Origin of the sequence: Nocardioides lianchengensis (assembly GCF_900101465.1) — a bacterium.
GTDB lineage: Bacteria > Actinomycetota > Actinomycetes > Propionibacteriales > Nocardioidaceae > Nocardioides > Nocardioides lianchengensis.
On the sequence record NZ_FMZM01000005.1, the window covers coordinates 24,779 to 47,144 of the forward strand.

Genomic DNA, 22,366 nt, shown 5'->3' on the forward strand with positions numbered 1-22,366 from the left:
GGTCGATATGCGCGTCCTACTCGCCGGCGGCGGCTCCGCCGGCCACACCTCGCCCCTGCTCGCCACCGCCGACGCCCTGCGCCGGCTCGACCCCGCCGTCGAGATCACCTGCCTCGGCACCCGCGAGGGCCTGGAGGCCCACGTCGTGCCCGCGGCCGGCCACCCCCTCGAGTTCGTGCCCCGGGTGCCGCTGCCGCGCCGCCCGGGCGCCGACCTGCTCCGGGTGCCGGGCCGGCTCCGGGCCGCCCGCGCGGCCGCCCTGGAGGTCGTCGACCGGGTCCGGCCCGACGTGGTCGTCGGGTTCGGCGGCTTCGTCTCGGTGCCCGCCTACCTCGCGGCGCGCAAGCGCGGGCTGCCGCTGGTGGTCCACGAGGGCAACACCGTCCCCGGCATCGCCAACAAGCTGGGCGCCCGGTTCACCACCCACGTCGCGACCAGCTTCCCGGGCACCGAGCTGCGCCACGGCCGGTACGTCGGCCTGCCGGTCCGCCGGATGATCTCCACCCTCGACCGGGCCGCCCTGCGGGCCGAGGGCCGCGCCCACTTCGGGCTCGACGCCGACGGTCCGGTGCTGCTGGTCACCGGCGGCTCCCAGGGTGCGCGCAGCCTCAACCGGTCGGTCTCCGGGGCGGCCGCCGACCTGGCCGCCGCTGGCATCCAGGTGCTGCACGTCCAGGGCAAGCACGGCGGGGCCGAGCCCGCGACCACGCCCGGCGTGGCGGGCCCGCCGTACGTCGTCGTCGACTTCGTCGACCGGATGGACCTCGCCTACGCGGCCGCCGACGCGGTGGTCTGCCGGGCCGGCTCCAACACCGTCTTCGAGGTCTCCGGGCTCGGACTGCCGGCGGTCTACGTGCCGCTGCCCATCGGCAACGGCGAGCAGGCCCTCAACGCCCGACCCGTCGTCGACGCCGGCGGCGGCCTCCTGGTGGCCGACGCCGACCTCACGCCCGACTGGGTCCGCGCCCACGTCCCCGGCCTACTCGGCGACGCCGACCGGTTGGGCGCCATGGGCGCCGCGGCCGCCGGCCTGATCCCGCTCGACGCCGACGAGAAGCTGGCCCGCATGGTGCTCGAGGCGGGCGTCGCATGAGGGTCCCCGTCCCCGCGGAGGTGCTGCCCGCCGACCGGCTGGGCCGGGTGCACTTCGTCGGCATCGGCGGCGCCGGCCTGTCGGGCATCGCCCGGATCATGCTCGCCCGCGGTCTCACGGTCAGCGGCAGCGACGGCGCCGACTCGCCTACCCTCGACGCCCTGCGCGCGGCCGGGGCCCGCGTGCACGTCGGCCACGACGCCGCGCAGGTCGGCGACGCCGACACGCTCGTGGTCTCCACGGCGGTGCGCGAGGACAACCCCGAGTACGTCGAGGCGCTCCGCCGCGGGCTGCGGGTTCTGCCGCGCTCGACCGCGCTCGCAGCCGTGATGGCCGGGCGCCGGGTGCTCGCGGTCGCCGGCACCCACGGCAAGACCACCACCACCTCGCTGCTGACGGTCGCCCTGCAGACGGCCGGGGCGGACCCGACGTACGCCATCGGCGGCGAGCTGTCGGCCACCGGCGTCAACGCCGCCGAGGGCAGCGGCGAGCTTTTCGTGGCCGAGGCCGACGAGAGCGACGGGGCCTTCCTCCACTACACGCCGTACGCCGCGATCGTCACCAACGTCGACGCCGACCACCTCGACCAGTGGGGCACCCCGGAGGCGTACGCCGCCGCCTTCGACGAGTTCGCCGACACCCTCGACCCCGAGGGGTTCCTCGTGTGCGTGGTCGACGACCCGGGCGCGGCCCGGCTCGCCGACCGTCACGAGGCCGCCGGCCGCCGGGTGGTCCGGGTCTCCGCGCGCGAGCCCGGCGCCCTGGCCGGTGTCCCGCTGTGGTCGCCGGGGGAGCACTACCTCGCCGACGCGCTCGCCGCCCTCGCCGTCGGGCGCACGCTCGGGCTCGACGAGGACGACCTGGTCCGCGGGCTGGCGTCGTACACCGGCACCAAGCGGCGGATGGAGCGCAAGGGCGAGGTCGGCGGCGTGCGCGTCTACGACAGCTACGCCCATCACCCGGTCGAGATCGCGGGCGACCTGCAGGCCGCCCGGGTGCTGGCCGGCGACGGGCGCCTGGTCGTCGCCTTCCAGCCCCACCTGGTCTCGCGCACGCGCATCTTCGGCACCGCCATGGGCGAGGCGCTCGGCGCGGCCGACGAGGTCGTCGTGCTCGACGTCTACCTGGCCCGCGAGGACCCCGACCCGGACGTGACCGGCGCGCTGGTCGCGGACGCCGTACCCCTCCCGCGGGAGCGGGTCGTGCACGTGGCCGGCATCGACGAGGCGGCCCGTGAGCTGGTGGCCCGGGCCCGGCCCGGCGACCTGGTGCTCACCCTCGGTGCCGGCGACGTGACGCACACCGGTCCGCAGGTCCTCGCGCTGCTCGAGGAAGCCGGTGGCTGAGCCGGCCGACGACCGGGACGACACCGCGGAGCGCACCCGGCGACGGTTCGTCCGCCGGCAGTGGCGGCGCCGCTGGCTGGCCTGGCGCTACGTCGCGGCGATCGTGCTGCTGCTCGGTCTGGTCGGCGGCACCGTGTACGCCGTCTACTTCTCCGCCTGGCTCTCCGTGCAGGGGGTCGAGGTGTCCGGGACCCGCACGGTCTCGGCCGGGGTGGTGCGTGACGCCGCGCGCGTCCCCGAGGGCGATCCGCTCGCGACCGTCGACCTGAACGCGATCCGGGCCCGGGTCGAGGCGCTCGCGCCGATCCGCTCGGCCGACGTCACCCGGCAGTGGCCGGACCAGGTCCGGGTCGAGGTGGTCGAGCGGGTGCCGGTGGCGGTCGTCGAGCTCGGCGGCCAGGTCCGGGGCATGGACGAGGACGGCGTGCTGTTCCGTCGCTACCGCTCGGTGCCGGACTCCCTCCCGCTGGTGAAGGCCGGGTCGGGCGCCGACAGCGAGACGCTCCGCGAGGCGGCGACGGTGGTCGGGTCGCTCCCGGCCGGGCTGGCCGCCGACGTCCTGCGCCTCGACGTCGACTCCGTCGACGGGATCCGTCTGGTGCTCCGCGACGACCGGCAGGTCGTGTGGGGGAGCGCCGACGAGTCGGACCTGAAGGCCGAGGTGCTGGCGAAGCTGCTCGCGCAGGACGCCGCGACGTACGACGTCAGCGTGCCCTCGCGACCCACCACCTCGGAGAAGCCGCCCGCCTCCTGACGGCGTGTCGGCGCCATCACGGGCCCGGCGCTGCCTACTGTCGTGATCACGGCGAGGTTGACATAACTATAACCCTCAGGCTGAGGGTCAGAGTTGACCCGACACACCCCGATCCGAAAGGCAGCCACCGTGGCAGCAGCACAGAACTACCTGGCCATCATCAAGGTCGTGGGCATCGGTGGCGGTGGCGTGAACGCCGTCAACCGGATGATCGAGGTCGGCCTCAAGGGTGTCGAGTTCATCGCGATCAACACCGACGCGCAGGCGCTGCTGATGAGCGACGCCGACGTCAAGCTCGACATCGGTCGCGAGCTCACCCGCGGCCTCGGCGCCGGCGCGAACCCCGACGTGGGTGCCCGCGCGGCTGAGGACCACGCCGACGAGATCGAGGAGGTCATCAAGGGCGCCGACATGGTGTTCGTGACCGCCGGCGAGGGCGGTGGCACCGGCACCGGTGGCGCCCCCGTGGTCGCCCGGATCGCCCGCTCGCTCGGCGCGCTGACCATCGGCGTCGTCACCCGCCCGTTCGCCTTCGAGGGTCGGCGTCGCGCCAACTCCGCCGAGGAGGGCATCGCGCAGCTGCGCGAGGAGGTCGACACCCTCATCGTCATCCCCAACGACCGGCTGCTGTCGATCAGCGACCGCAACGTCTCGGTGCTCGACGCCTTCAAGCAGGCCGACCAGGTGCTGCTCCAGGGTGTCTCCGGCATCACCGACCTAATCACCACCCCGGGCCTGATCAACCTCGACTTCGCCGACGTGAAGTCCGTCATGGCGAACGCCGGCTCCGCGCTGATGGGCATCGGCTCCGCCCGGGGCGAGGACCGCTCGGTCGCTGCCGCCGAGATGGCGGTGTCCAGCCCGCTGCTGGAGGCCAGCATCGACGGCGCCCACGGCGTCCTGCTCTCGATCGCGGGCGGCTCCGACCTCGGTCTGTTCGAGATCAACGAGGCGGCTGCCCTGGTGGCTCAGGCCGTCCACCCCGAGGCCAACATCATCTTCGGCGCGACCATCGACGACGCGCTCGGCGACGAGGTCCGGGTGACCGTGATCGCCGCGGGCTTCGACGGCGGCACGCCGAAGAAGCGCGACGAGGGCACCGTGCTGCGCCGCGAGCCGAAGCCGCAGCAGACCCAGGAGGAGACCCGCGAGCGGGCGACCGTCGCGGCGGCCGCTCCGGCGGCCCCGCAGTCCCGTCCTGCGGAGGCGAGCCGTCCCGCCCCGTCCACTCCGCCGGCCGCGCCGCGTCCGGCCCCGCGCCAGGTCCAGTTCGACGACGACGACCTGGACGTGCCCGACTTCCTCAAGTGAGCCGTCACGACGAGGTCGCCGCGGGGCTCGCATCGGTCCGGGGAAGGATCGAGGCGGCGTGCGCCGCGGCCGGGCGCGACCGGGACGAGGTGACGCTGGTGGTGGTCACCAAGTACTTCCCGGCCTCCGACGTGCGGATCCTCGCCGACCTGGGCGTGACCCACGTCGGTGAGAACCGGCACCAGGAGGCGGCGGCCAAGGCCGAGGAGACGGCCGACCTCCCGCTGGTGCGTCACTTCATCGGCGGGCTGCAGAGCAACAAGGCCGCCGCGGTGGCGTCGTACTCCCAGGTCGTGGAGTCGGTCGATCGGCCCAAGCTCCTCGGGCCGCTCGGCACCGGTGCCGCCCGTGCCGGTCGGCCGCTCGACGTGCTGCTCCAGGTCAGTCTGGACCCGCCGGACCGCGAGGGCCGGGCGGGCGCGGACCCGGCGGACCTGCCGGGGCTGGCCCGGTCGGTCGAGGCGGCCGGGGGGCTCCGGTTGCGCGGTCTGATGGCCGTCGCGCCGCTGGGGGAGGACCCCGCAGCGGCGTTCGGGCGGCTCGCCGAGGTCCGACGCGACCTGCTCGACGACCACCCCTCCGCGGACTGGCTCTCCGCGGGCATGAGCGGGGATCTCGAGCAGGCGATCCAGGCCGGCGCGACACACGTGCGCGTCGGCTCCGCGGTCCTCGGTTCGAGGCCGCAGGTCCAGTAGTGTCCGAAGCACCAGCAGTGCGTCCCGCCCACGGGACGCGGAGTACCGGAGGGCGACAGTCATGAGCGGCGCGATGCGCAGGATCGGGGAGTACCTCGGCCTGGTCGAGGACACCGGCCGGTACGACGACGAGTACGACGCCTACGACGGCGACGAGGACTACACCCAGGAGACGCAGGCCGTCGCGGCCCGTCCCGCCCGTGCCCCCAAGACCCGCGAGGTCCGCGAGGTCCGTGAGGGTCGCCCCGCGCCCGTCGCCGACCTGGCCGAGCGCCGGCGCCCCACCGTGGCGCCCGTCGGCTCGGTCGCCGAGCTCTCCCGGATCGTCACGCTGCACCCGAGCACCTACAACGAGGCGCGCACCGTCGGTGAGCACTTCCGCGACGGCGTCCCGGTCATCATGAATCTCACCGAGATGGACGACTCGGACGCGAAGCGGCTGGTCGATTTCGCCGCAGGCCTCGTTTTCGCCACGCGCGGGACGATTGAGAGGGTGACCAACAAGGTCTTCCTCCTCTCCCCGCCCAACGTGTCCGTCACCGCCGAGGACAAGCGGCGGATCGTCGAGGGCGACTTCTTCAACCAGAGCTGACCCTCGGGTCGGTCTCCCTCAACGCAGGAGCGCAGTTCTCAGGTGACAGCCGTCGGCAACGTTCTTCTGATCATCCTCTACGTGTTCTTCGGGATGCTCTGGATCCGGTTCATCGTCGACTGGGTGCAGGTCTTCGCGCGCTCGTGGAGCCCGCGCGGCCCGCTCCTGGTCGTGCTGGAGGCGGTCTACTCCGTGACCGATCCGCCGATCAAGGCCCTGCGCCGGGTCATCCCGCCGCTGCGCCTCGGCAGCGTCTCGCTGGATCTCAGCTTCCTGATCGTGATGATCTGCACCTACGTGCTGATCGCCCTGGTGCACTCGATCTTCGGCGTCTGAGTCCGCGCGGGTGCTGGTGCTGGTCCGGGTTCGGGCCGCTGAGTCACACCAGTCCCACAGCAGGCGCTATTGTTCGACGGACAGTTCTACTTCTCGACGAATGAATGGGTGAGGTCATGCCACTGACGCCTGAGGACGTGAGTAACAAGCGGTTTACTCCCGTCCGGCTTCGTGAGGGCTACGACATGGGCGAGGTGGACCAGTTCCTCGACGAGGTCGAGGCCGAGCTTGCGCGGTTGACCAAGGAGAACGACGACCTGCGCGCCAAGCTCGCCTCCGCGCAGTCGGGTGCTCCCGTGCCCCCCGCTCCGGAGCCGACCCCGCCGCCTGCGCCGGTCGTCGAGCGGACCCCCGAGCCGGAGCCCGAGCCCGTCCCGACCCCCGCGCCGACCCCCGTGGTCGCCGCCAGCCCGGTCGAGACGATCCGGGTGGAGACGGTCCCGCAGGCGTCCAACGCTGCGGCCCGCCTCTTGGAGATCGCCACGCGCAACGCGGACGAGCTCGTTGAGGAGGCCAAGAACGAGGCCGACGAGATCGTGGGCTCCGCCCGGACCCGCGCCGAGCGGCTCGAGACCGAGGCCAAGACCAAGGCCGACCGCCTCGAGGCCGACGCCCGCACCCGCGCCCAGATGCTGGACTCCGAGACGGCCGAGCGTCGTCAGCAGATGTTCGGCGAGCTGGAGCGCGAGCGCGACCGGCTCAGCGGCGAGGTCGAGACCCTGCGCTCCTTCGAGCGCGAGTACCGCTCGCGGCTGAAGAGCTACTTCGCGCAGCAGCTGGAGTCGCTCAACGGCTCCGGCGAGACGGCGGCGCCGAACGACGAGCCCCCGGCTCCGAAGCGGCTCCGCTCGATCCTGGGCGACGACGAGGCCTGAGCCTCACCCTGCTCCACCGGACGGCCGGCCCCCTCGGGGGCCGGCCGTTCCGCATGTCGGGACCCCTCACCTCCGGTGTGGCTCATTGAGGGGGTGGTCCGGACCGGCTACTGTCCCTGGACACCTGTGGCCCCGGCCACGTGCCCGCCCCGGATGGAGGCCGTCGATGGCTCGCACCCCCAGGAAGTCGCTGGCCGGGCAGGCGGCCACGGCCGCCCGCAAGGTCATCTCGCGCCGCTCCACCAAGGCGGCCCCCGACGCCGAGGCACCGGCGAAGAAGGCCGCACCGGCGAAGAAGGCCGCACCGGCGAAGAAGGCCGCACCGGCGAAGAAGGCCGCACCGGCCAAGAAGGCCGCACCGGCCAAGAAGGCCGCACCGGCCAAGAAGGCCGCACCGGCCAAGAAGGCCGCACCGGCCAAGAAGGCCGCACCGGCCAAGAAGGCCGCACCGGCCAAGAAGGCCGCACCGGCCAAGAAGGCCGCACCCGCCAAGAAGGCCGCACCCGCCAAGAAGGCCGCACCCGCCAAGAAGGCCGCACCCGCCAAGAAGGCCGCACGGCGTGCTCCGGTCAGCGCCCTGGTGGTCAAGGACGGTGAGGCGCCGTGGACCAAGTCCGAGCTGGCCGAGGTCCTGGCCGAGCTGCACGACCAGCGGGCCCACAGCGCGGAGATCGTCAGCTCGCAGGAGGCCGAGATCACCGGCCTGATGCGCGACTCCGGCGACGGGGCGGGCCAGGATCAGGCCGACGTCGGGGCGTCCAGCTTCGAGCGGGACCACGAGATGACCGTGCTGGCCATGGAGCGCGAGAAGCTGGCCCAAATCGACCATGCCCTGTCCCGTATCGACGACGGCACGTACGGCGTCTGCGAGTCCTGCGGCGAGGCCGTCGGCAAGATGCGGCTCATGGCCTTCCCGCGTGCGACACTCTGCATGACATGCAAGCAGCGCGAGGAACGTCGCTGAGCGACATCGAGAACCCGTCCGGCACCCGCCGGTCCCCGCGTCGGTGGACCCTGTTCGCGGTGATCGCGGCAGTTCTGTATGCCATCGACCAGCTGTCCAAGTGGCAGGCCGAGAAGCACCTCGACGGTCGCGCCGACGTCTCCGTGGTGGGTGACCTGCTGCAGCTGCGGCTGGTCTACAACCCGGGCGCGGCGTTCAGCCTCGGCACGTCGTACACCGTCGTCCTGAGCTGTGTCGCCATCGCCGCGGCCGTCGCCGTGGTGTGGTTCAGCCGCAGGCTCGGGAGCACCGTCTGGGCCGTCGCCCTCGGCTTCCTGATGGCCGGCGTGTGCGGCAACCTCACCGACCGGCTGCTGCGCGACCCCGGGCCGCTGCGCGGACACGTCGTCGACTTCTTGATGCTGCCGAACTGGCCCATCTTCAACGTCGCCGACATCTGCATCAACGTGGCCGCCGGGCTGATCCTCGTGCAGGCCTTCCGCGGGGTCCGGCTCGACGGGACCCGCACGAGCGACGAGGACACCGAGGCGTGACCCAAGCCGACCACCGGACGCTGTCCGTGCCCGACGGGCTGGCGGGCGAGCGCGTCGACGCCGCGATGGCCCAGATGTTCGGCCTCTCGCGGACCCGCGCCGCCGACCTGATCGCCCAGGGTCAGGTCCAGGTGGACGGCCAGTCGGTCGGCAAGAGCGACCGGGTCCTGCCCGGCGCACTGCTCGACGTGACGATCCCGGCGTCCGTCGACCCGCTCGAGGTGGTTCCCGAGGTGGTCGAGGGGATCGGGATCGTCCACGACGACGACTCCATCGTGGTCATCGACAAGCCGGTCGGCGTCGCCGTCCACCCGTCACCGGGCTGGAGCGGCCCGACGGTCGTCGGTCACCTCGCCGGCGCGGGCTTCCGGATCGCGACCAGCGGTGCCTCCGAGCGGCAGGGCATCGTCCAGCGCCTCGACGTCGGCACCTCCGGCGTGATGGTGATCGCGAAGTCGGAGCACGCCTACTCGCTGCTCAAGAACGCCTTCCGCGAGCGGACCGTCGACAAGACCTACCACGCGCTGGTCCAGGGTCACCCCGACCCGCTGGAAGGCACGGTCGACGCCCCGATCGGGCGGCACCCGAAGGCCGACTACAAGTTCGCCGTGATGGCCGACGGTCGCCCGAGCGTCACCCACTACGAGACGCTCGAGGCCCACCGGTTCGCCAGCCTGCTCGAGGTCCACCTCGAGACCGGCCGCACCCACCAGATCCGCGTGCACATGGCCGCGCTGAAGCACCCGTGCGTCGGCGACCTCACCTACGGCGCCGACCCGACGCTGGCCAAGCGGGTCGGGCTGGAGCGCCAGTGGCTGCACGCCGTACGCCTCGGGTTCGAGCACCCCGACACCGGCGAGCACGTCACCTACGAGACGACGTACCCCGAGGACCTGACCCACGCGCTCGCCGTGATCCGAGATGCCCACTGAGGTGCTGCTGCGCCCGGCCATCGAGGCCGACGCCGACGCGCTCGCGGACGTCCACCTCGCGGCTCGGCGGGCCGCCGAGCGCGCCGGCGCGATGCCGCCCGGGGCGCACCCGGAGCACGAGACGCGGGCCTGGCTCGCGGGGCGGCTGGCGATCGACGAGGTCTGGGTGGCCGAGGCCGACGGCGCGGTCGTCGGCTACGCCCGGCTGACCCCGACGTGGCTCGACGACCTGTACGTCGTGCCCGCCCAGGCAGGTCGGGGGATCGGCACCGCCCTGCTCGACTTGGTCAAGGCGCGCCGACCCAGCGGCTTCTCCCTCTGGGTGTTCGAGATGAACGCGCCGGCCCGTGCGTTCTACGCCCGGCACGGCCTCGTGGAGCTCGAGCGCACCGACGGCTCCGCCAACGAGGAGCGCTCGCCGGACGTCCGCGTGGCCTGGCCGGGGGAGGACCCGCTCGGGTTCCTCCGCAGCCAGATCGACGACGTGGACGCCCACCTGGGTGACCTGCTCGCCCGGCGGGCGGCGCTCACCTCGGCGGTGCAGGACATCAAGCACGACACGACGCGCGACCCCGACCGCGAGCGGGAGATCGCCGAGTCGATCGCCCGGCGGGTGCCCGCGCTCGGGGCCGACCGGACCGCCCGGATCGTCGACGTCATCATCGCCGAGAGCCTGGACGCCGCCTCGCGCGGCTGACCCGACCAGCCCCTCAGACGGGCAGTCGCTTGCGCCAGTCGAGCCCGGTGACGCAGATCCGGGTCCGGGCCGTGCCGTCCCAGTCGACGCGCAGTCCGTGACGGCGCAGGGTGTCGGCGATGAGGGTCGCGACGCGCACGTCGCTGAGCTCGGCCACCTCCTGACGCGCGTCCTGATCGCCGTCGCGGGCCCGGCCCACCAGATCGGGATCCAGCCCGTCGACCGGTCGGAAGGTGCCGAACGCGAGGAACAGGTCCGACCCGCCGGGCTCCAGGCCCTCGGAGTCCTGCTGGTGGAAGAAGGCGTAGCCCCAGGTGGCCTCGTCGGGCCGCTCGTCCGCGATCTCCGCGTGCCCGCAGGTCTGGCAGCAGGTAAAGTCCATCCGGGCCACGATCCCGGCCTCGGCCAGGTCGGCGAAGGCTGCGGACAGCGGGGTGTAGTCGCCTTCGTCGGACCACGACTCCTGCCGGGTGAGGGCCGCGGACCACACCTCGTCGGCGACCCGACGGGCCTCGGCCGCGGTGAGACCGGGGTAGCCCTCGGGGTCGCCCTCCACGGCGTCGATCGCCGCCGTCACGACGTCGTCGTGACCGAGGAGCCGGGTCCGGCCAGCCCCTGGAGCCAGTCGGTGAGCTCATGCCGGGCCGCGCCGGCCGCCGGCGGCGGGTCGGCAGGAGGAGTCCGGTCCCCGCGGCGGAAGCGATCGAAGAGCCCCATGTCCCGCAGCCTACGGCGCTCCTCGGACTGTCGGTGCCGGGTGCCACCATCGAGGTCAGCGGTCGCGTAGGCTGACGTCCTTCCCCCAGGATCGATTGCCGACGCCTCCGGCTGCTGATGCTGCCTGCCCACGCACCACCTGAGGAGCGCACTGCGACGATGTCGGCCGGATCCAAGGACTCGTTCGTCCACCTCCACGTGCACACCGAGTACTCGATGCTCGACGGTGCGGCCCGGCTGGGCCCGATGGCCGAGCGTGCGGCCGAGCTGGGGATGCCTGCCATCGCCATGACCGACCACGGCAACGTGTTCGGCGCCTACGAGTTCTACTCCAAGGCCAAGAAGGCCGGGGTCAAGCCGATCATCGGCATCGAGGCCTACTTCGCGCCCAACATCTCGCGCTTCGAGAAGAAGGGCGTCAACTTCTACGACGGCGGCTCCGACGACGTCTCGGCGCGCGGCGCCTACACCCACATGACGCTGCTCTCGGAGACGACCGAGGGCATGCACAATCTCTTCCGGCTCTCGACCGGGGCCTGGCGAGACGGCTTCTTCAAGCACCCGCGGATGGACCGCGAGCTGCTGTCCCAGCACGGCAAGGGCATCATCGGCACCACCGGCTGCCCTTCCGGTGAGGTCCAGGTCCACCTCCGCTACGGCCAGTACGACGCGGCGCGCAAGGCGGCCGGCGACTTCCAGGACATCCTCGGCAAGGAGAACTACTTCCTGGAGCTGATGGATCACGGCCTCGACATCGAGAACCGGGTCCGCGACGGGCTGCTCCGCCTCGCCAAGGACCTGCAGATCCCGCTGCTGGCCACCAACGACTCCCACTACGTCAACCGCGAGGACGCGAAGTCGCAGGAGCACCTGCTCTGCATCAACTCCGGCTCGACGATGGACATCCCGGCCGGCGACGGCCCGGGTCAGCGCTTCGCCTTCTCCGGCGACGGCTACTACATCAAGAGCGCCGAGGAGATGCGGGCGCTGTGGGTCGACAAGTACGACCTGCGCGAGGCCTGCGACAACACGCTCCTGATCGCCGAGCGGTGCAACGTCGAGTTCACCGAGGGCAACGGCACCTACATGCCGCGCTTCCCCTGCCCGCCGGGGGAGAACGAGGACTCCTGGCTGGTCAAGGAGGTCGAGAAGGGCCTGCGCTTCCGCTACCCGACGGGGATCCCCGACAAGGTGCGCAAGCAGGCCGACTTCGAGATCGGCGTCATCACCCAGATGGGCTTCCCGGGCTACTTCCTGGTCGTCGCCGACTTCATCAACTGGGCCAAGGACAACGGCATCCGCGTCGGCCCGGGCCGTGGTTCCGGCGCGGGCTCGATGGTCGCCTACGCCATGCGGATCACCGACCTCGACCCGCTCGAGCACGGCCTGATCTTCGAGCGGTTCCTCAACCCCGATCGCGTCTCGATGCCCGACTTCGACATCGACTTCGACGAGCGTCGGCGCGGCGAGGTCATCAAGTACGTCACCGAGAAGTACGGCGACGACCGGGTCTCCTACATCGTCACCTACGGCACCATCAAGGCCAAGCAGGCCGTCAAGGACTCCAGCCGGATCCTCGGCTACCCGTTCGCGATGGGCGACCGGATCACCAAGGCGATGCCCGCCGCGGTGATGGGCAAGGACGTCCCGCTCAACGACATCTTCGACGCCGGCCACAAGCGCTACGGCGAGGGCGGCGAGTTCCGCCAGCTCTACGACAGCGACGCCGACGTCCGCAAGGTCGTCGACACCGCGATCGGCATCGAGGGCCTGAAGCGTCAGTGGGGTGTGCACGCCGCCGGCGTGATCATGTCCAGCGAGCCGCTGGTCGACGTGATCCCGCTGCTGAAGCGGCCCGCCGACGGCGCGATGATCACCCAGTTCGACTACCCCACCTGTGAGGGCCTCGGCCTGATCAAGATGGACTTCCTCGGGCTGCGCAACCTCACCGTGCTCGACGACGCGGTCAAGAACATCAAGATGAACCGCGACATCGACGTCGTGCTGGAGGACCTGCCGCTCACCGACGAGGCGACCTACGGCCTGCTCCAGCGCGGCGACACCCTGGGCGTGTTCCAGCTCGACGGCGGCCCGATGCGGGCGCTGCTGCGCAGCATGCGTCCCGACGAGTTCGAGGACATCTCGGCCGTCGGCGCGCTCTACCGACCCGGTCCGATGGGCGCCGACTCCCACAACAAGTACGCCCGCCGCAAGACCGGCCGCGAGCCGGTCGAGGCGATCCACCCCGAGCTGGCCGAGCCGCTCGAGGACATCCTGGGTGAGACCTACGGTCTGATCGTCTACCAGGAGCAGGTCATGGCCATCGCCCAGAAGCTCGCGGGCTACAGCCTGGGTCAGGCCGACATCCTGCGGCGCGCGATGGGCAAGAAGAAGAAGGAGGAGCTGGACAAGCAGTTCGCCGGCTTCTCCGCCGGCATGCAGGAGCGCGGCTACTCGGCGGCGGCAGTCAAGACGCTGTGGGACATCCTGCTGCCGTTCTCCGACTACGCCTTCAACAAGGCGCACTCCGCGGCGTACGGTCTGGTCTCCTACTGGACCGCCTATCTGAAGGCCAACTACCCGGCCGAGTACATGGCCGCCCTGCTGACCTCGGTCAAGGACGACAAGGACAAGTCGGCCATCTACCTCAACGAGTGCCGCCGGATGAAGATCCAGGTGCTCCCGCCCGACGTCAACGAGTCGTCCTCGAACTTCACCCCGGTCGGCACCGACATCCGCTTCGGCCTGACCGCCGTGCGCAACGTCGGCGCGAACGTCGTCGACGGCATCGTGGCCGGTCGCGAGGAGAAGGGGCGCTACGCCGACTTCAACGACTTTATGGAGAAGGTCCCGGCGCTGGTCTGCAACAAGCGGGTCATCGAGTCGCTGATCAAGGCCGGGGCGTTCGACGAGATGAAGCACGTGCGGCGCGCGCTGGTGGCGATCCACGAGACCGCGGTCGACCAGTACGTCGACATCAAGCGCAACGAGGCCATCGGCCAGGACTCGCTGTTCGGCGGCCTCGACGAGTCCGCCGGCGGCGGCTTCGGTATCTCGGTGACCATCCCCGACATCGACGAGTGGGACAAGATGACCCTGCTCGGCCACGAGCGGGACATGCTCGGTCTCTACGTCTCCGACCACCCGCTCCTCGGCCTCGAGCACGTCCTCGCCAACACCTCCGACTGCTCCATCGGCCAGTTGATGCTCGACGAGGACCGCCAGGACGGCTCACCGATCACCATCAGCGGCCTGGTCACCTCGGTGCAGCGCAAGATCACCAAGCGCGGCGACGCCTGGGCGATGATCACCCTGGAGGACCTCGACGGCGCGATCGACGTGCTGCTGTTCCCCAGCTCCTACCAGCTGGCCAGCACCTACCTGGTCGAGGACGCGATCCTCACGGTCAAGGGCCGGCTGTCCAAGAGCAAGGACCAGCCGGAGATCCACGGCCAGGAGGTCAGCGCCCCCGACATCACCGACGGGCCGAGCGGTCCGGTGGTCATCAGCCTGCCCCAGACCCGGTGCACGCCTCCGGTGGTGGCCCAGCTCAAGGACGTCCTCGGGACGCACCGCGGGACCACCGAGGTGCGGCTGCGTTTGCTCAACCGAGATAAGACTCTGGTCATGTCCCTAGAGAACCGCGTCACCCCGAGCTCGGCGCTCTTCGCCGATCTCAAGCAGCTGCTGGGGCCCGGTTGTCTGACCAGCTGAGCGCGACCCACCAGGTCCGACCGACGCGCTCGGGTCGCTGGGTGCCGGCGGGACAGGCGGTGGCCGTGGTGGCCCTGTTCGCGGCGTTGGGCCTGGGCGCGGGATGGCTCTGGTTCCGGATCTGGGACGCACCACCGGGGGTGGTCTCGGACCACACCTGGTACCCCGATCCCTACATGCCGGGCCAGGCGGCCGAGTTCGACGCGGTCGCGATCTACGTGCTGGTCGCGCTGGCCGCGGGCGTCCTCGGTGGCGTCGTGTGCGCGTTCCTCCTGGCCCGGGCTGAGGTGGTGACCGTGGCCGCGGTCGCGGTGGGCTCCGCGTTGGCGGCCTGGCTGATGGCGCTCGTCGGCTCGGCGCTGGGGCCGGCCGACCCGGACGTCCTGGCCAAGACCGCCGAGGACGGCACCAAGCTCTCGGGCGACCTGGTCCTCACCGGCGTCAGTCCCTACGTCGCGCTGCCTCTCGGTGCCCTGGGCGCCGTCCTCGTGGTCTTCCTCGCGACTCCCGGTCACCGACCCGCCGAACCACGATTGGCCCCGCCCCCACCGGGATAGGCTCCGGCCGTGTCCAGCCTTCCTCCCGGCCCGCCGCCCTCCAGCCCCCCGCCGCCCCCGCCGCCCGCCGGCCCGCCGCCCGGCGGTCCTCCGGCCGGCGGCCCGCCGCCCAGCGGCCCGCCCAGTGGTCCGCCCACGGGCCCACCGCCCGGCGCCGAGACCCTCGAGTACGGCGGTGGCGGGCCGATCCCGCCCGAGCGTCGGCCGCGCTCCTCCGGCGGCGGTCGCAAGAAGTTCTTCCTGCTCGCCGGGGCCGTGGTGGGCCTGGGAGCGGTCGGTGGTGCCGCCTTCGGTGCCTGGTGGTACCTCTCGACCGGATCCCAGCCGGCCGAGGCCCTGCCCGCCGACACCATCGGCTACGTCAGCGTCGACCTGGACCCGAGCGGGGAGCAGAAGCTCGACGCGCTGCGCACCCTGAAGAAGTTCCCGGCGATCGACGACGAGCTGGACCTCAGCGGCGACCTGGGAGACATCGACGTCAAGAAGGTGCTGGTCGACCTGGTCCTGGCCGACGCCCCCTGCGACCTGAAGTACGGCGACCTGGAGCCCTGGCTCGGGGACCGCGGTGCGGTCGCGGCGGTGGAGGCGGGCGAGGAGCAGCCATCGCCGGTCTTCGTCCTCCAGGTGACCGACGCCGACGCTGCGCAGGACGGGCTGGACGAGCTCTTCGCCTGCGGCGGCGGGGAGTCGGAGAAGCCGGGGATCGAGGTGGTCGACGACTCCTGGGTCGTGGTCGCCGAGACCCCGAAGATCGCCGAGACGGTCGTCGACGCGACCGCGGACGGCTCGCTCGCCGACGACGAGACCTACCAGAAGTGGACCGAGGCCGCGGGCGACCCGGGCATCGTGACGATGTACGCCGCCCCGGCGGCCGGTGCCTTCATCGCCGAGAACCTCGAGGGCCTGCTCGGCCTCGCCGCCCTGCCGGGCAGCGCGGCGTTCGCCGACGTACCCGGGATGGACGAGACGCCCGGACCGGCCGAGACCCCGGAGGTCCCCGACCCCTCGGAGATCCCCGACTTCTCCACGATGACCCCGGAGGAGATCGACGAGTACTTCGCAGGTCTCGAGGACCCGACGTCCGACCCGTCGACGGGCTCCGAGGACCTCGAGGGCATGACCGAGGAGCTGCCCAGCCAGGTCCCCGACGAGGTCACCGACGAGCTGACCACGGTGCTGAAGGACTTCCAGGGCGCCGCCGCGACGATCCGCTTCGACGGAGGTGCCCTGGCGCTGGAGGTGGCCGCGGACCCCGGTCCCGACGCCGAGAAGCTCTACGGGGACGGCGGTGGCGAGGCGGTCGGCTCCCTGCCGGCCGACACCCTGGCCGCCGTCGGGTTCGGGCTGCAGCAGGGCTGGTTCACCGAGATCCTCACCACCGTGGCGCCCTCGCTCGGCGAGGACGTCGAGGAGCTGCTCCAGCAGGCTGAGGAGGCGACCGGGCTCACCCTGCCCGAGGACGCCGAGACCCTGCTGGGCGACTCCACCGCCCTGGCGGTGGGCCGCGACGTCGACCTCGAGGCGCTCTTCGAGTCCGGTGACCCCTCCGACCTCCCGGTCGCGGTCAAGGTGCTCGGCGACCCCGACGAGATCGAGAAGGTGCTCGACAAGGTGCGCCCCCAGCTGGGCGAGGCCGCGCAGGTCATCGAGTCCTCGAGCGGCGACGGCGTGATCGTCGTCGGCCCGAGCTCGTCGTACCGGGAGAAGGTGGCCGGGGATGGCGACCTGGGCGATTCGGAGCGCTTCGAGTCGGTCATCGGCGAGGACGACGCGGCGGCGGTCCTCTACCTCGACCTCGGCGCGCTCACCGACCTGCTGAACGAGCAGCTCGGCGACGAGATGGGGGCCGACGAGGAGGTCCTCGCCAACCTGGACCCGCTGGCCGCCCTCGGGATCAGCTCGTGGGAGGACGACGGGGTCTCCCACGTCGAGCTGCGGCTCAGCACGGACTGAGCAGAGATCAGCTCCGGCCGACCTCGGCCGTGGTCGCCCCGGTGACCGCGACCAGGTCGGCCGGGGCGATCTCCAGGTCGAGGCCGCGCCGGCCCGCCGAGACGTAGATCGTCGGATGGCCCAGAGCGGTCGCGTCGACCACGGTCGGGTGCGGTCGCTTCTGGCCGACGGGGGAGATCCCACCGACGACGTACCCGGTCGCGCGCTCGGCGGCGGCCTTGTCGGCCATCGCCGCCCGGCTGGCGCCCAGGGCCTTGGCCAGCGCCTTCAGGTCGAGCTGACCGGAGACCGGGACGACGGCGACCGCGAGCCGGCCGTCGACGCTGGCCATCAGGGTCTTGAAGACCCGGGCCGGGTCGAGTCCCAGCACCTCGGCCGCCTCCAGGCCGTAGGACTCCGCCCGCGGGTCGTGCTCATAGGGGTGGAGCGTGTACTCGATCCCGGCCGCGGTCAGGGCGACGGTCGCGGGCGTGCCGCCGGCCGGCTTCTGCTTCCTGGACACTAGTTCGGACTCCAGCGGGTCCGGGCGACCTCGGTCGCGGGGAGGGACGGGATGACGTTCATCGCCCGCAGCTCCGACCGGAGCAGGTCGGTGACCAGGATCAGCCGTTCGCCGGCGTCCTCGGCCTCCAGCAGCGACTGCCGCTCGGGCATCGGCAGCGGAGCGACCGCCGCCAGCGTCCAGGAGAGGTACGACGGGTCGCGGGGGAGCGAGCCCGAGTAGGGGTCGGCCCGGATGCCGGCCAGCGCGGCCCGGTACGCGGAGAACGTGGCCCGCGCGGCCTCGAGCACCGGCTCGCCCACCGGGCTGGGCACCTCGGGTCGGTCGACGACGTGGCCGACCGGGAAGGGACCGCTGGTGTCGAGCCGCTCCAGCTCGATCCGGTCCAGGCCGACCGCGACCACGTCGAACGAGCCGTCGGCCTGCGCCTCGACCTCGGTGAGCAGCACCTTGCAGCCGACGCGGTAGAGCGACTGCGCCCCGTGGTCCCCGACCTCGTAGCCCTCGCGGATGCCCACGGAGCCGAAGACCCGCTCGGTGGGGTCGTCGACCCGCAGCAGGTGGTGCACCAACGCGCGGTAGCGGTCCTCGAAGACGTGCAGCGGCACGCTGACACCGGGGAACAGCACCGCGTTCAGCGGGAACATCGGCAGCGTCTCCGTCACCCCTGCAACGTAGTCCAGCCCTCGTCGTCGTTTCGGGAGGGTGGGCGCGGCGCTCGTAGAATCGACCCCATGATGCGCCGTATCGACCTCAGGGCCGCCGCCACCGGTGGCGCGCCCGTCGACTACCGCGCGGCTGTGCCGCGTGCGGAGCTCGACGTCGAGGCCGCGACGCATGCGGTCGGCCCGATCATCGAGGCGGTCCGCACCCGCGGGCTCGACGCGATCCGCGAGTACGGCGAGCAGTTCGACGGTGTCGCGCTCGACGACGTCCGGGTCGCGCCGGAGGCGCTGCGCCGCGCTCTCGACGAGCTCGACCCCGCCATCCGGGCCGGCCTGGAGGAGTCGGTGCGCCGGCTGCGGATCACCAGCGCCGCCGAGCTGGAGCACGACGTCACCACCGACCTCGGTCCCGGCGCGCGGGTGACCCACCGCAAGGTGCCGATCGGCCGCGTGGGTCTCTACGTGCCGGGCGGGCTGGCCCCGTTGGTCTCCAGCGTGCTGATGAACGCCGTTCCCGCCCAGGTCGCCGGGGTCGGCTCGATCGCGCTCGCCAGCCCGCCGCAGAAGGACTTCGGCGGCTCCGTCCACCCCACGATCATGGCCGCGTGCGCGCTGCTCGGCGTCGACGAGGTGTACGCCGTCGGCGGTGCCCAGGCGATCGCCATGTTCGCCCACGGCGCCGGCTCGTGCGCCCCGGTCGACCTGGTGACCGGCCCCGGCAACGTCTACGTCGCCGCCGCCAAGCGGCTGGTCCGCGGCGTCGTCGGTATCGACTCGGAGGCCGGCCCGACCGAGATCGCGATCCTGGCCGACGAGACCGCGGAGGCCTCGTTCGTCGCGGCCGACCTGGTCAGCCAGGCCGAGCACGACCCGATGGCCGCCAGCGTGCTGGTCACGCCCAGCGAGCAGCTGGCCGACGAGGTGCTGGTCGAGCTCGACAAGCAGGTCTTCGCGACCCGCCACACCGAGCGGATCCGCACCGCGCTGACCGGTCCGCAGTCCGCGGTCGTCCTGGTCGACGACCTGGAGCAGGGCCTGGCCGTGGTCGACGCCTACGCCGCCGAGCACCTCGAGATCCAGACCGCCGACGCTGCCGCCTGGGCGGCCCGGGTCCGCAACGCCGGCGCGATCTTCGTCGGCCCGCACGCCCCGGTGAGCCTCGGCGACTACTGCGCCGGCTCCAATCACGTGCTCCCCACTGCCGGCTGCGCCTGCCACAGCAGCGGGCTGTCGGTGCGGGCCTTCACCCGGTCGATGCACGTCGTCGACTACTCGTCGCAGGCCCTGGCGGAGGTTGCCGACCACGTCGTGACCCTCGCCGAGGCCGAGGACCTGCCCGGCCACGGCCAGGCCGTGAGGGTGAGATTCGAGTGACTTTCCCCCCTCTGCGGGAGGAGCTGCGCGGCCTCGAGCCGTACGGCGCCCCCCAGCTGGACGTGCCCGTCCAGCTCAACGTCAACGAGAACCCCTACGGCCCGTCGCCGGCCTGCGTGGCCGACATCGCGACCGCGGTCGCGCACGCGGCGACGACGCTGAACCGCTACCCCGACCGCGAGTTCGTGGAGCTCCGCGGCGCGCTGGCGTCGTATCTCTCGCGGGACACGCCGCACGGCATCGCCCCGGAGCAGGTGTGGGCGGCCAACGGCTCCAACGAGGTGATGCTGCAGCTGCTGCAGGCCTTCGGCGGGCCGGGTCGCAGCGCCATGAGCTTCGCGCCGACGTACTCGATGTATCCCGAGTACGCCCGCGACTCGGTCACCGAGTGGGTCCAGGGGCGGCGCGAGGACGACTTCTCGATCGACCTCGACGCGGCCGCCGCGCTGGTCCGGGAGAAGAGGCCGGCGGTGGTGCTGCTGCCGAGCCCGAACAACCCGACCGGCACCGCGCTCCCGCCGGAGGCGGTCGGCGCGCTGTGCGAGGCCGCCGGGGAGGGCCTCGTCGTCGTCGACGAGGCGTACGGCGAGTTCCGCCGCACCGGCGTGCCGAGCGCGCTGGAGCTGCTGCCGACCTATCGGAACCTGGTCGTCACCCGGACCATGAGCAAGGCGTTCGCGGCCGCCGGCCTGCGGCTCGGCTACCTGGCCGCGGACCCGGCGATCTGCGACGCGATCCGCGTCGTCCGGCTGCCCTACCACCTGAGCGCCGTCACCCAGGCGACCGCGCTGGCGGCGCTGCGGCACGCGCCGGAGCTGCTCGGCAAGGTCGACGAGCTGCGGGCCGAGCGGGACGACACCGTCGCCTGGCTGCGCGCCCAGGGCCACCAGGTCGCCGACAGCGACGCCAATTTCGCGTTGTTCGGGACGTTCCCCGACCGCCATGCTGTGTGGCAGGGCCTGCTCGACCGGGGGGTGCTGATCCGCGAGGTCGGCCCCGAGGGCTGGCTGCGGGTGTCGATCGGCACGGCCGACGAGATGAAGACGTTCAAGCAGGCCTTGACCGAGGTCACGGAGGAGAAGTCATGAGCAGGACCGCACGCATCGAGCGGCAGACCAGCGAGTCGAAGGTGCTCGTCGAGGTCGACCTCGACGGCTCCGGCCGGCACGACATCTCCACCGGCATCGGCTTCTACGACCACATGCTCACCGCGTTCGCGCGGCACAGCCTGGTCGACCTGACGGTGCAGTCCGAGGGCGACCACTGGATCGACGCCCACCACACGACCGAGGACACCGCGATCGCCCTCGGCCAGGCCCTGCGCCAGGCGCTGGGGGACAAGAAGGGCATCCGCCGCTTCGGCGACGCCACCGTCCCGCTCGACGAGGCGCTCGTGCAGGCGGTCGTCGACGTCTCCGGTCGGCCCTACTGCGTGCACACCGGCGAGCCGGAGGGACAGCAGTACGTCCAGCTCGGCGGGTCGACGCCGGCGTACCTGGGGTCGCTGACGCAGCACGTCTTCGAGTCGATCGCCTTCCACGCCCACTTCGCGCTGCACGTGCGGGTGCTGGCCGGCCGCGAGCCGCACCACATCGTGGAGACCCAGTTCAAGGCGTTCGCCCGGGCCTTCCGCGACGCGGTCGCCTTCGACCCGCGCGAGACCGGCATCCCCTCGACCAAGGGTGCGCTCTGATCACCCCACGGCGTTCTCCGGTTCCCCCGCTTCGCTCCTCCACCGGACAACGCCGCGGGGGCCCCGATCCTGCGGAGGCGATGTGACCGCGCCACGGATCGCCGTCCTCGACTACGGCTCCGGCAACCTCCGGTCCGCGGTCCGGGCGGTCGAGCGGGCCGGGGCTCAGGTCGAGCTGACGTCGGACTTCGACACCTGCCTGGAGGCCGACGGCCTGCTGGTGCCGGGCGTCGGGGCGTACGCCGCCTGCATGGCCGGCCTGCGCGAGGTCAGGGGCGACCGGCTGATCGGCCGCCGGCTGGCCGGCGGGCGCCCGGTGCTGGGGATCTGCGTGGGCATGCAGGTGCTCTTCGCCCGCGGCGTCGAGCACGGCGTCGAGACCGAGGGGTGCGACGAGTGGCCCGGGGTCGTCGAGCGGCTGCAGGCGCCGGTCGTCCCGCACATGGGCTGGAACACCGTCGAGACCCAGCCCGACACCACGCTGTTCGCCGGGGTCGAGGACGAGCGCTTCTACTTCGTGCACTCGTACGGCGTCCGCGACTGGACGCTGGTCACCAACGACCGGACCAAGGCCCCGCTGGTCACCTGGGCCGAGCACGGCGGCGACCGGTTCGTGGCGGCCGTCGAGAACGGGCCGCTCTCGGCGACCCAGTTCCACCCGGAGAAGTCCGGCGACGCCGGCGCCGCGCTGCTGCGCAACTGGGTCCAGTCGCTGTGAGCCGGCCGTGAGCAAGGAGCGCCAGCTCCGCCGCGCCGAGCGCGAGCGCGAGGCGGCCGTCGTCGCGGCCGCCCGGGCCGCCGAGGCCGAGCGACGCGAGCGGCGGGAGGCCCGGTTGCGGGTGGTGACCTCGCGGCTGCCGCGCCGTCGTCCCCGGGCCGGCGGGGTGCTCGCCGAGCGCCGCCGCAAGCAGGTCTGGGCGACCGGGCTGCTGCTCCTCCTCGCCAACGTGCTGGTCGTCGCGTTCTCCACCGGCTGGGCCGAGCGCGCGCTGGCCCTGGCGATCACCCCGCTGGCCGCCCCCGTCCTGTACACGATGCTGTTCCGCCGCCGTACCTAGAAGGA

General features: G+C 72.3%; 24 protein-coding genes. 20 read left to right on the plus strand and 4 right to left on the minus strand.

Annotation, left to right across the window (positions count from 1 at the left end; genetic code table 11):
- Positions 1-7: 7 nt before the first annotated feature.
- From BLT76_RS09900 to BLT76_RS25365, 12 genes are all read left to right on the plus strand, one after another.
- Positions 8-1,093 (plus strand): UDP-N-acetylglucosamine--N-acetylmuramyl-(pentapeptide) pyrophosphoryl-undecaprenol N-acetylglucosamine transferase, encoded by a 1,086-nt coding sequence (locus BLT76_RS09900; RefSeq protein WP_090854646.1) that lies wholly within the window; start codon positions 8-10, stop codon positions 1,091-1,093.
- Positions 1,090-2,439, plus strand: coding sequence for a UDP-N-acetylmuramate--L-alanine ligase (gene murC / locus BLT76_RS09905; protein WP_090854649.1), 1,350 nt, complete (start codon positions 1,090-1,092; stop codon positions 2,437-2,439). The genes BLT76_RS09900 and murC overlap by 4 nt, the downstream gene beginning before the upstream one ends.
- Positions 2,432-3,193, plus strand: a complete 762-nt coding sequence (locus tag BLT76_RS09910) for a cell division protein FtsQ/DivIB (protein ID WP_090854652.1) — start codon at positions 2,432-2,434, stop codon at positions 3,191-3,193. Before murC ends, BLT76_RS09910 begins: the two co-directional genes overlap by 8 nt.
- 129 nt (positions 3,194-3,322) lie before the next feature.
- Complete coding sequence (gene ftsZ, locus BLT76_RS09915) at positions 3,323-4,504, plus strand: cell division protein FtsZ (RefSeq protein ID WP_090854655.1); 1,182 nt, start codon at positions 3,323-3,325, stop codon at positions 4,502-4,504.
- Entirely contained in the window at positions 4,501-5,199 is a 699-nt protein-coding gene (locus BLT76_RS09920) for a YggS family pyridoxal phosphate-dependent enzyme (protein WP_090854659.1), read from the plus strand. Before ftsZ ends, BLT76_RS09920 begins: the two co-directional genes overlap by 4 nt.
- A 61-nt stretch (positions 5,200-5,260) precedes the next feature.
- On the plus strand, positions 5,261-5,791 hold the full coding sequence (locus tag BLT76_RS09925; protein WP_090854662.1) for a cell division protein SepF: 531 nt from the start codon (positions 5,261-5,263) through the stop codon (positions 5,789-5,791).
- Positions 5,792-5,833: 42 nt separating this feature from the next.
- The gene (locus BLT76_RS09930; protein ID WP_090854665.1) at positions 5,834-6,127 is read left to right on the plus strand and encodes a YggT family protein; all 294 of its coding nucleotides are present in this window, start codon (positions 5,834-5,836) and stop codon (positions 6,125-6,127) included.
- Positions 6,128-6,243: 116 nt separating this feature from the next.
- Complete coding sequence (locus BLT76_RS09935; RefSeq protein WP_090855581.1) at positions 6,244-7,002, plus strand: DivIVA domain-containing protein; 759 nt, start codon at positions 6,244-6,246, stop codon at positions 7,000-7,002.
- Between the two features lie 166 nt (positions 7,003-7,168).
- Entirely contained in the window at positions 7,169-7,966 is a 798-nt protein-coding gene (locus BLT76_RS25670; protein ID WP_170867002.1) for a TraR/DksA family transcriptional regulator, read from the plus strand.
- Complete coding sequence (gene lspA / locus BLT76_RS09950) at positions 7,939-8,499, plus strand: signal peptidase II (RefSeq protein ID WP_090854667.1); 561 nt, start codon at positions 7,939-7,941, stop codon at positions 8,497-8,499. Before BLT76_RS25670 ends, lspA begins: the two co-directional genes overlap by 28 nt.
- A complete protein-coding gene (locus tag BLT76_RS09955) occupies positions 8,496-9,431 on the plus strand; it encodes an RluA family pseudouridine synthase (RefSeq protein WP_280139634.1) in 936 nt (311 codons plus the stop codon). Before lspA ends, BLT76_RS09955 begins: the two co-directional genes overlap by 4 nt.
- Positions 9,421-10,128, plus strand: coding sequence for a GNAT family N-acetyltransferase (locus BLT76_RS25365; RefSeq protein ID WP_139175468.1), 708 nt, complete (start codon positions 9,421-9,423; stop codon positions 10,126-10,128). The genes BLT76_RS09955 and BLT76_RS25365 overlap by 11 nt, the downstream gene beginning before the upstream one ends.
- A 13-nt stretch (positions 10,129-10,141) precedes the next feature.
- Here the strand turns inward: BLT76_RS25365 and BLT76_RS09965 are convergent, their stop codons facing one another.
- Positions 10,142-10,705, minus strand: coding sequence for a DUF6891 domain-containing protein (locus BLT76_RS09965; protein WP_090854670.1), 564 nt, complete (start codon positions 10,703-10,705; stop codon positions 10,142-10,144).
- Positions 10,702-10,845: a hypothetical protein gene (locus BLT76_RS25675; RefSeq protein WP_170867003.1), complete on the minus strand. Its 144-nt coding sequence runs from the start codon at positions 10,843-10,845 to the stop codon at positions 10,702-10,704. Before BLT76_RS25675 ends, BLT76_RS09965 begins: the two co-directional genes overlap by 4 nt.
- 159 nt (positions 10,846-11,004) lie before the next feature.
- Between BLT76_RS25675 and dnaE the strand changes: the two genes are divergently transcribed.
- From dnaE to BLT76_RS09985, 3 genes are read left to right on the plus strand one after another with little or no spacing between them, the layout of a single operon-like run.
- A complete protein-coding gene (gene dnaE, locus BLT76_RS09975) occupies positions 11,005-14,559 on the plus strand; it encodes a DNA polymerase III subunit alpha (RefSeq protein WP_090854676.1) in 3,555 nt (1,184 codons plus the stop codon).
- Positions 14,560-14,600: 41 nt separating this feature from the next.
- Entirely contained in the window at positions 14,601-15,116 is a 516-nt protein-coding gene (locus BLT76_RS09980) for a hypothetical protein (protein ID WP_139175469.1), read from the plus strand.
- Positions 15,117-15,125: 9 nt separating this feature from the next.
- Entirely contained in the window at positions 15,126-17,069 is a 1,944-nt protein-coding gene (locus tag BLT76_RS09985) for a DUF3352 domain-containing protein (protein ID WP_090854682.1), read from the plus strand.
- 7 nt (positions 17,070-17,076) lie between these two features.
- Here BLT76_RS09985 and ybaK read toward each other — a convergent pair whose 3' ends face one another.
- Together ybaK and BLT76_RS09995 are read right to left on the minus strand one after the other, a co-directional pair.
- Complete coding sequence (gene ybaK / locus BLT76_RS09990; RefSeq protein WP_090854687.1) at positions 17,077-17,571, minus strand: Cys-tRNA(Pro) deacylase; 495 nt, start codon at positions 17,569-17,571, stop codon at positions 17,077-17,079.
- On the minus strand, positions 17,571-18,236 hold the full coding sequence (locus BLT76_RS09995) for an LON peptidase substrate-binding domain-containing protein (protein ID WP_090854690.1): 666 nt from the start codon (positions 18,234-18,236) through the stop codon (positions 17,571-17,573). Before BLT76_RS09995 ends, ybaK begins: the two co-directional genes overlap by 1 nt.
- Positions 18,237-18,305: 69 nt before the next feature.
- Here BLT76_RS09995 and hisD point away from each other — a divergent pair, with 69 nt between their 5' ends.
- The 5 genes from hisD to BLT76_RS10020 all read left to right on the plus strand — a co-directional run bounded on the left by hisD (position 18,306) and on the right by BLT76_RS10020 (position 22,361).
- Positions 18,306-19,610: a histidinol dehydrogenase gene (gene hisD / locus BLT76_RS10000; protein ID WP_090854693.1), complete on the plus strand. Its 1,305-nt coding sequence runs from the start codon at positions 18,306-18,308 to the stop codon at positions 19,608-19,610.
- Positions 19,601-20,698 (plus strand): histidinol-phosphate transaminase, encoded by a 1,098-nt coding sequence (locus BLT76_RS10005; protein WP_373366997.1) that lies wholly within the window; start codon positions 19,601-19,603, stop codon positions 20,696-20,698. The genes hisD and BLT76_RS10005 overlap by 10 nt, the downstream gene beginning before the upstream one ends.
- Complete coding sequence (gene hisB, locus BLT76_RS10010; RefSeq protein WP_090854699.1) at positions 20,695-21,303, plus strand: imidazoleglycerol-phosphate dehydratase HisB; 609 nt, start codon at positions 20,695-20,697, stop codon at positions 21,301-21,303. Before BLT76_RS10005 ends, hisB begins: the two co-directional genes overlap by 4 nt.
- An 82-nt stretch (positions 21,304-21,385) precedes the next feature.
- A complete protein-coding gene (gene hisH, locus BLT76_RS10015; RefSeq protein ID WP_090854702.1) occupies positions 21,386-22,021 on the plus strand; it encodes an imidazole glycerol phosphate synthase subunit HisH in 636 nt (211 codons plus the stop codon).
- 7 nt (positions 22,022-22,028) lie between these two features.
- Positions 22,029-22,361 carry a hypothetical protein gene (locus BLT76_RS10020; protein ID WP_090854706.1) on the plus strand — a complete coding sequence of 111 codons (333 nt, stop codon included), beginning with the start codon at positions 22,029-22,031 and terminating at the stop codon, positions 22,359-22,361.
- Positions 22,362-22,366: the final 5 nt, after the last annotated feature.

Excerpts from the sequence above, each read along its gene's own strand:
- BLT76_RS09900 (WP_090854646.1), top strand. The coding sequence starts at position 8 with ATGCGCGTCCTACTCGCCGGCGGCGGCTCCGCCGGCCACACCTCGCCC.
- murC (WP_090854649.1), top strand. The coding sequence starts at position 1,090 with ATGAGGGTCCCCGTCCCCGCGGAGGTGCTGCCCGCCGACCGGCTGGGC.
- BLT76_RS09925 (WP_090854662.1), top strand. The coding sequence starts at position 5,261 with ATGAGCGGCGCGATGCGCAGGATCGGGGAGTACCTCGGCCTGGTCGAG.
- BLT76_RS09935 (WP_090855581.1), top strand. The coding sequence starts at position 6,244 with ATGCCACTGACGCCTGAGGACGTGAGTAACAAGCGGTTTACTCCCGTC.
- BLT76_RS25670 (WP_170867002.1), top strand. The coding sequence starts at position 7,169 with ATGGCTCGCACCCCCAGGAAGTCGCTGGCCGGGCAGGCGGCCACGGCC.
- lspA (WP_090854667.1), top strand. The coding sequence starts at position 7,939 with ATGCAAGCAGCGCGAGGAACGTCGCTGAGCGACATCGAGAACCCGTCC.
- BLT76_RS25365 (WP_139175468.1), top strand. The coding sequence starts at position 9,421 with ATGCCCACTGAGGTGCTGCTGCGCCCGGCCATCGAGGCCGACGCCGAC.
- BLT76_RS25675 (WP_170867003.1), bottom strand. The coding sequence starts at position 10,845 with ATGGGGCTCTTCGATCGCTTCCGCCGCGGGGACCGGACTCCTCCTGCC.
- dnaE (WP_090854676.1), top strand. The coding sequence starts at position 11,005 with ATGTCGGCCGGATCCAAGGACTCGTTCGTCCACCTCCACGTGCACACC.
- hisD (WP_090854693.1), top strand. The coding sequence starts at position 18,306 with ATGATGCGCCGTATCGACCTCAGGGCCGCCGCCACCGGTGGCGCGCCC.
- hisB (WP_090854699.1), top strand. The coding sequence starts at position 20,695 with ATGAGCAGGACCGCACGCATCGAGCGGCAGACCAGCGAGTCGAAGGTG.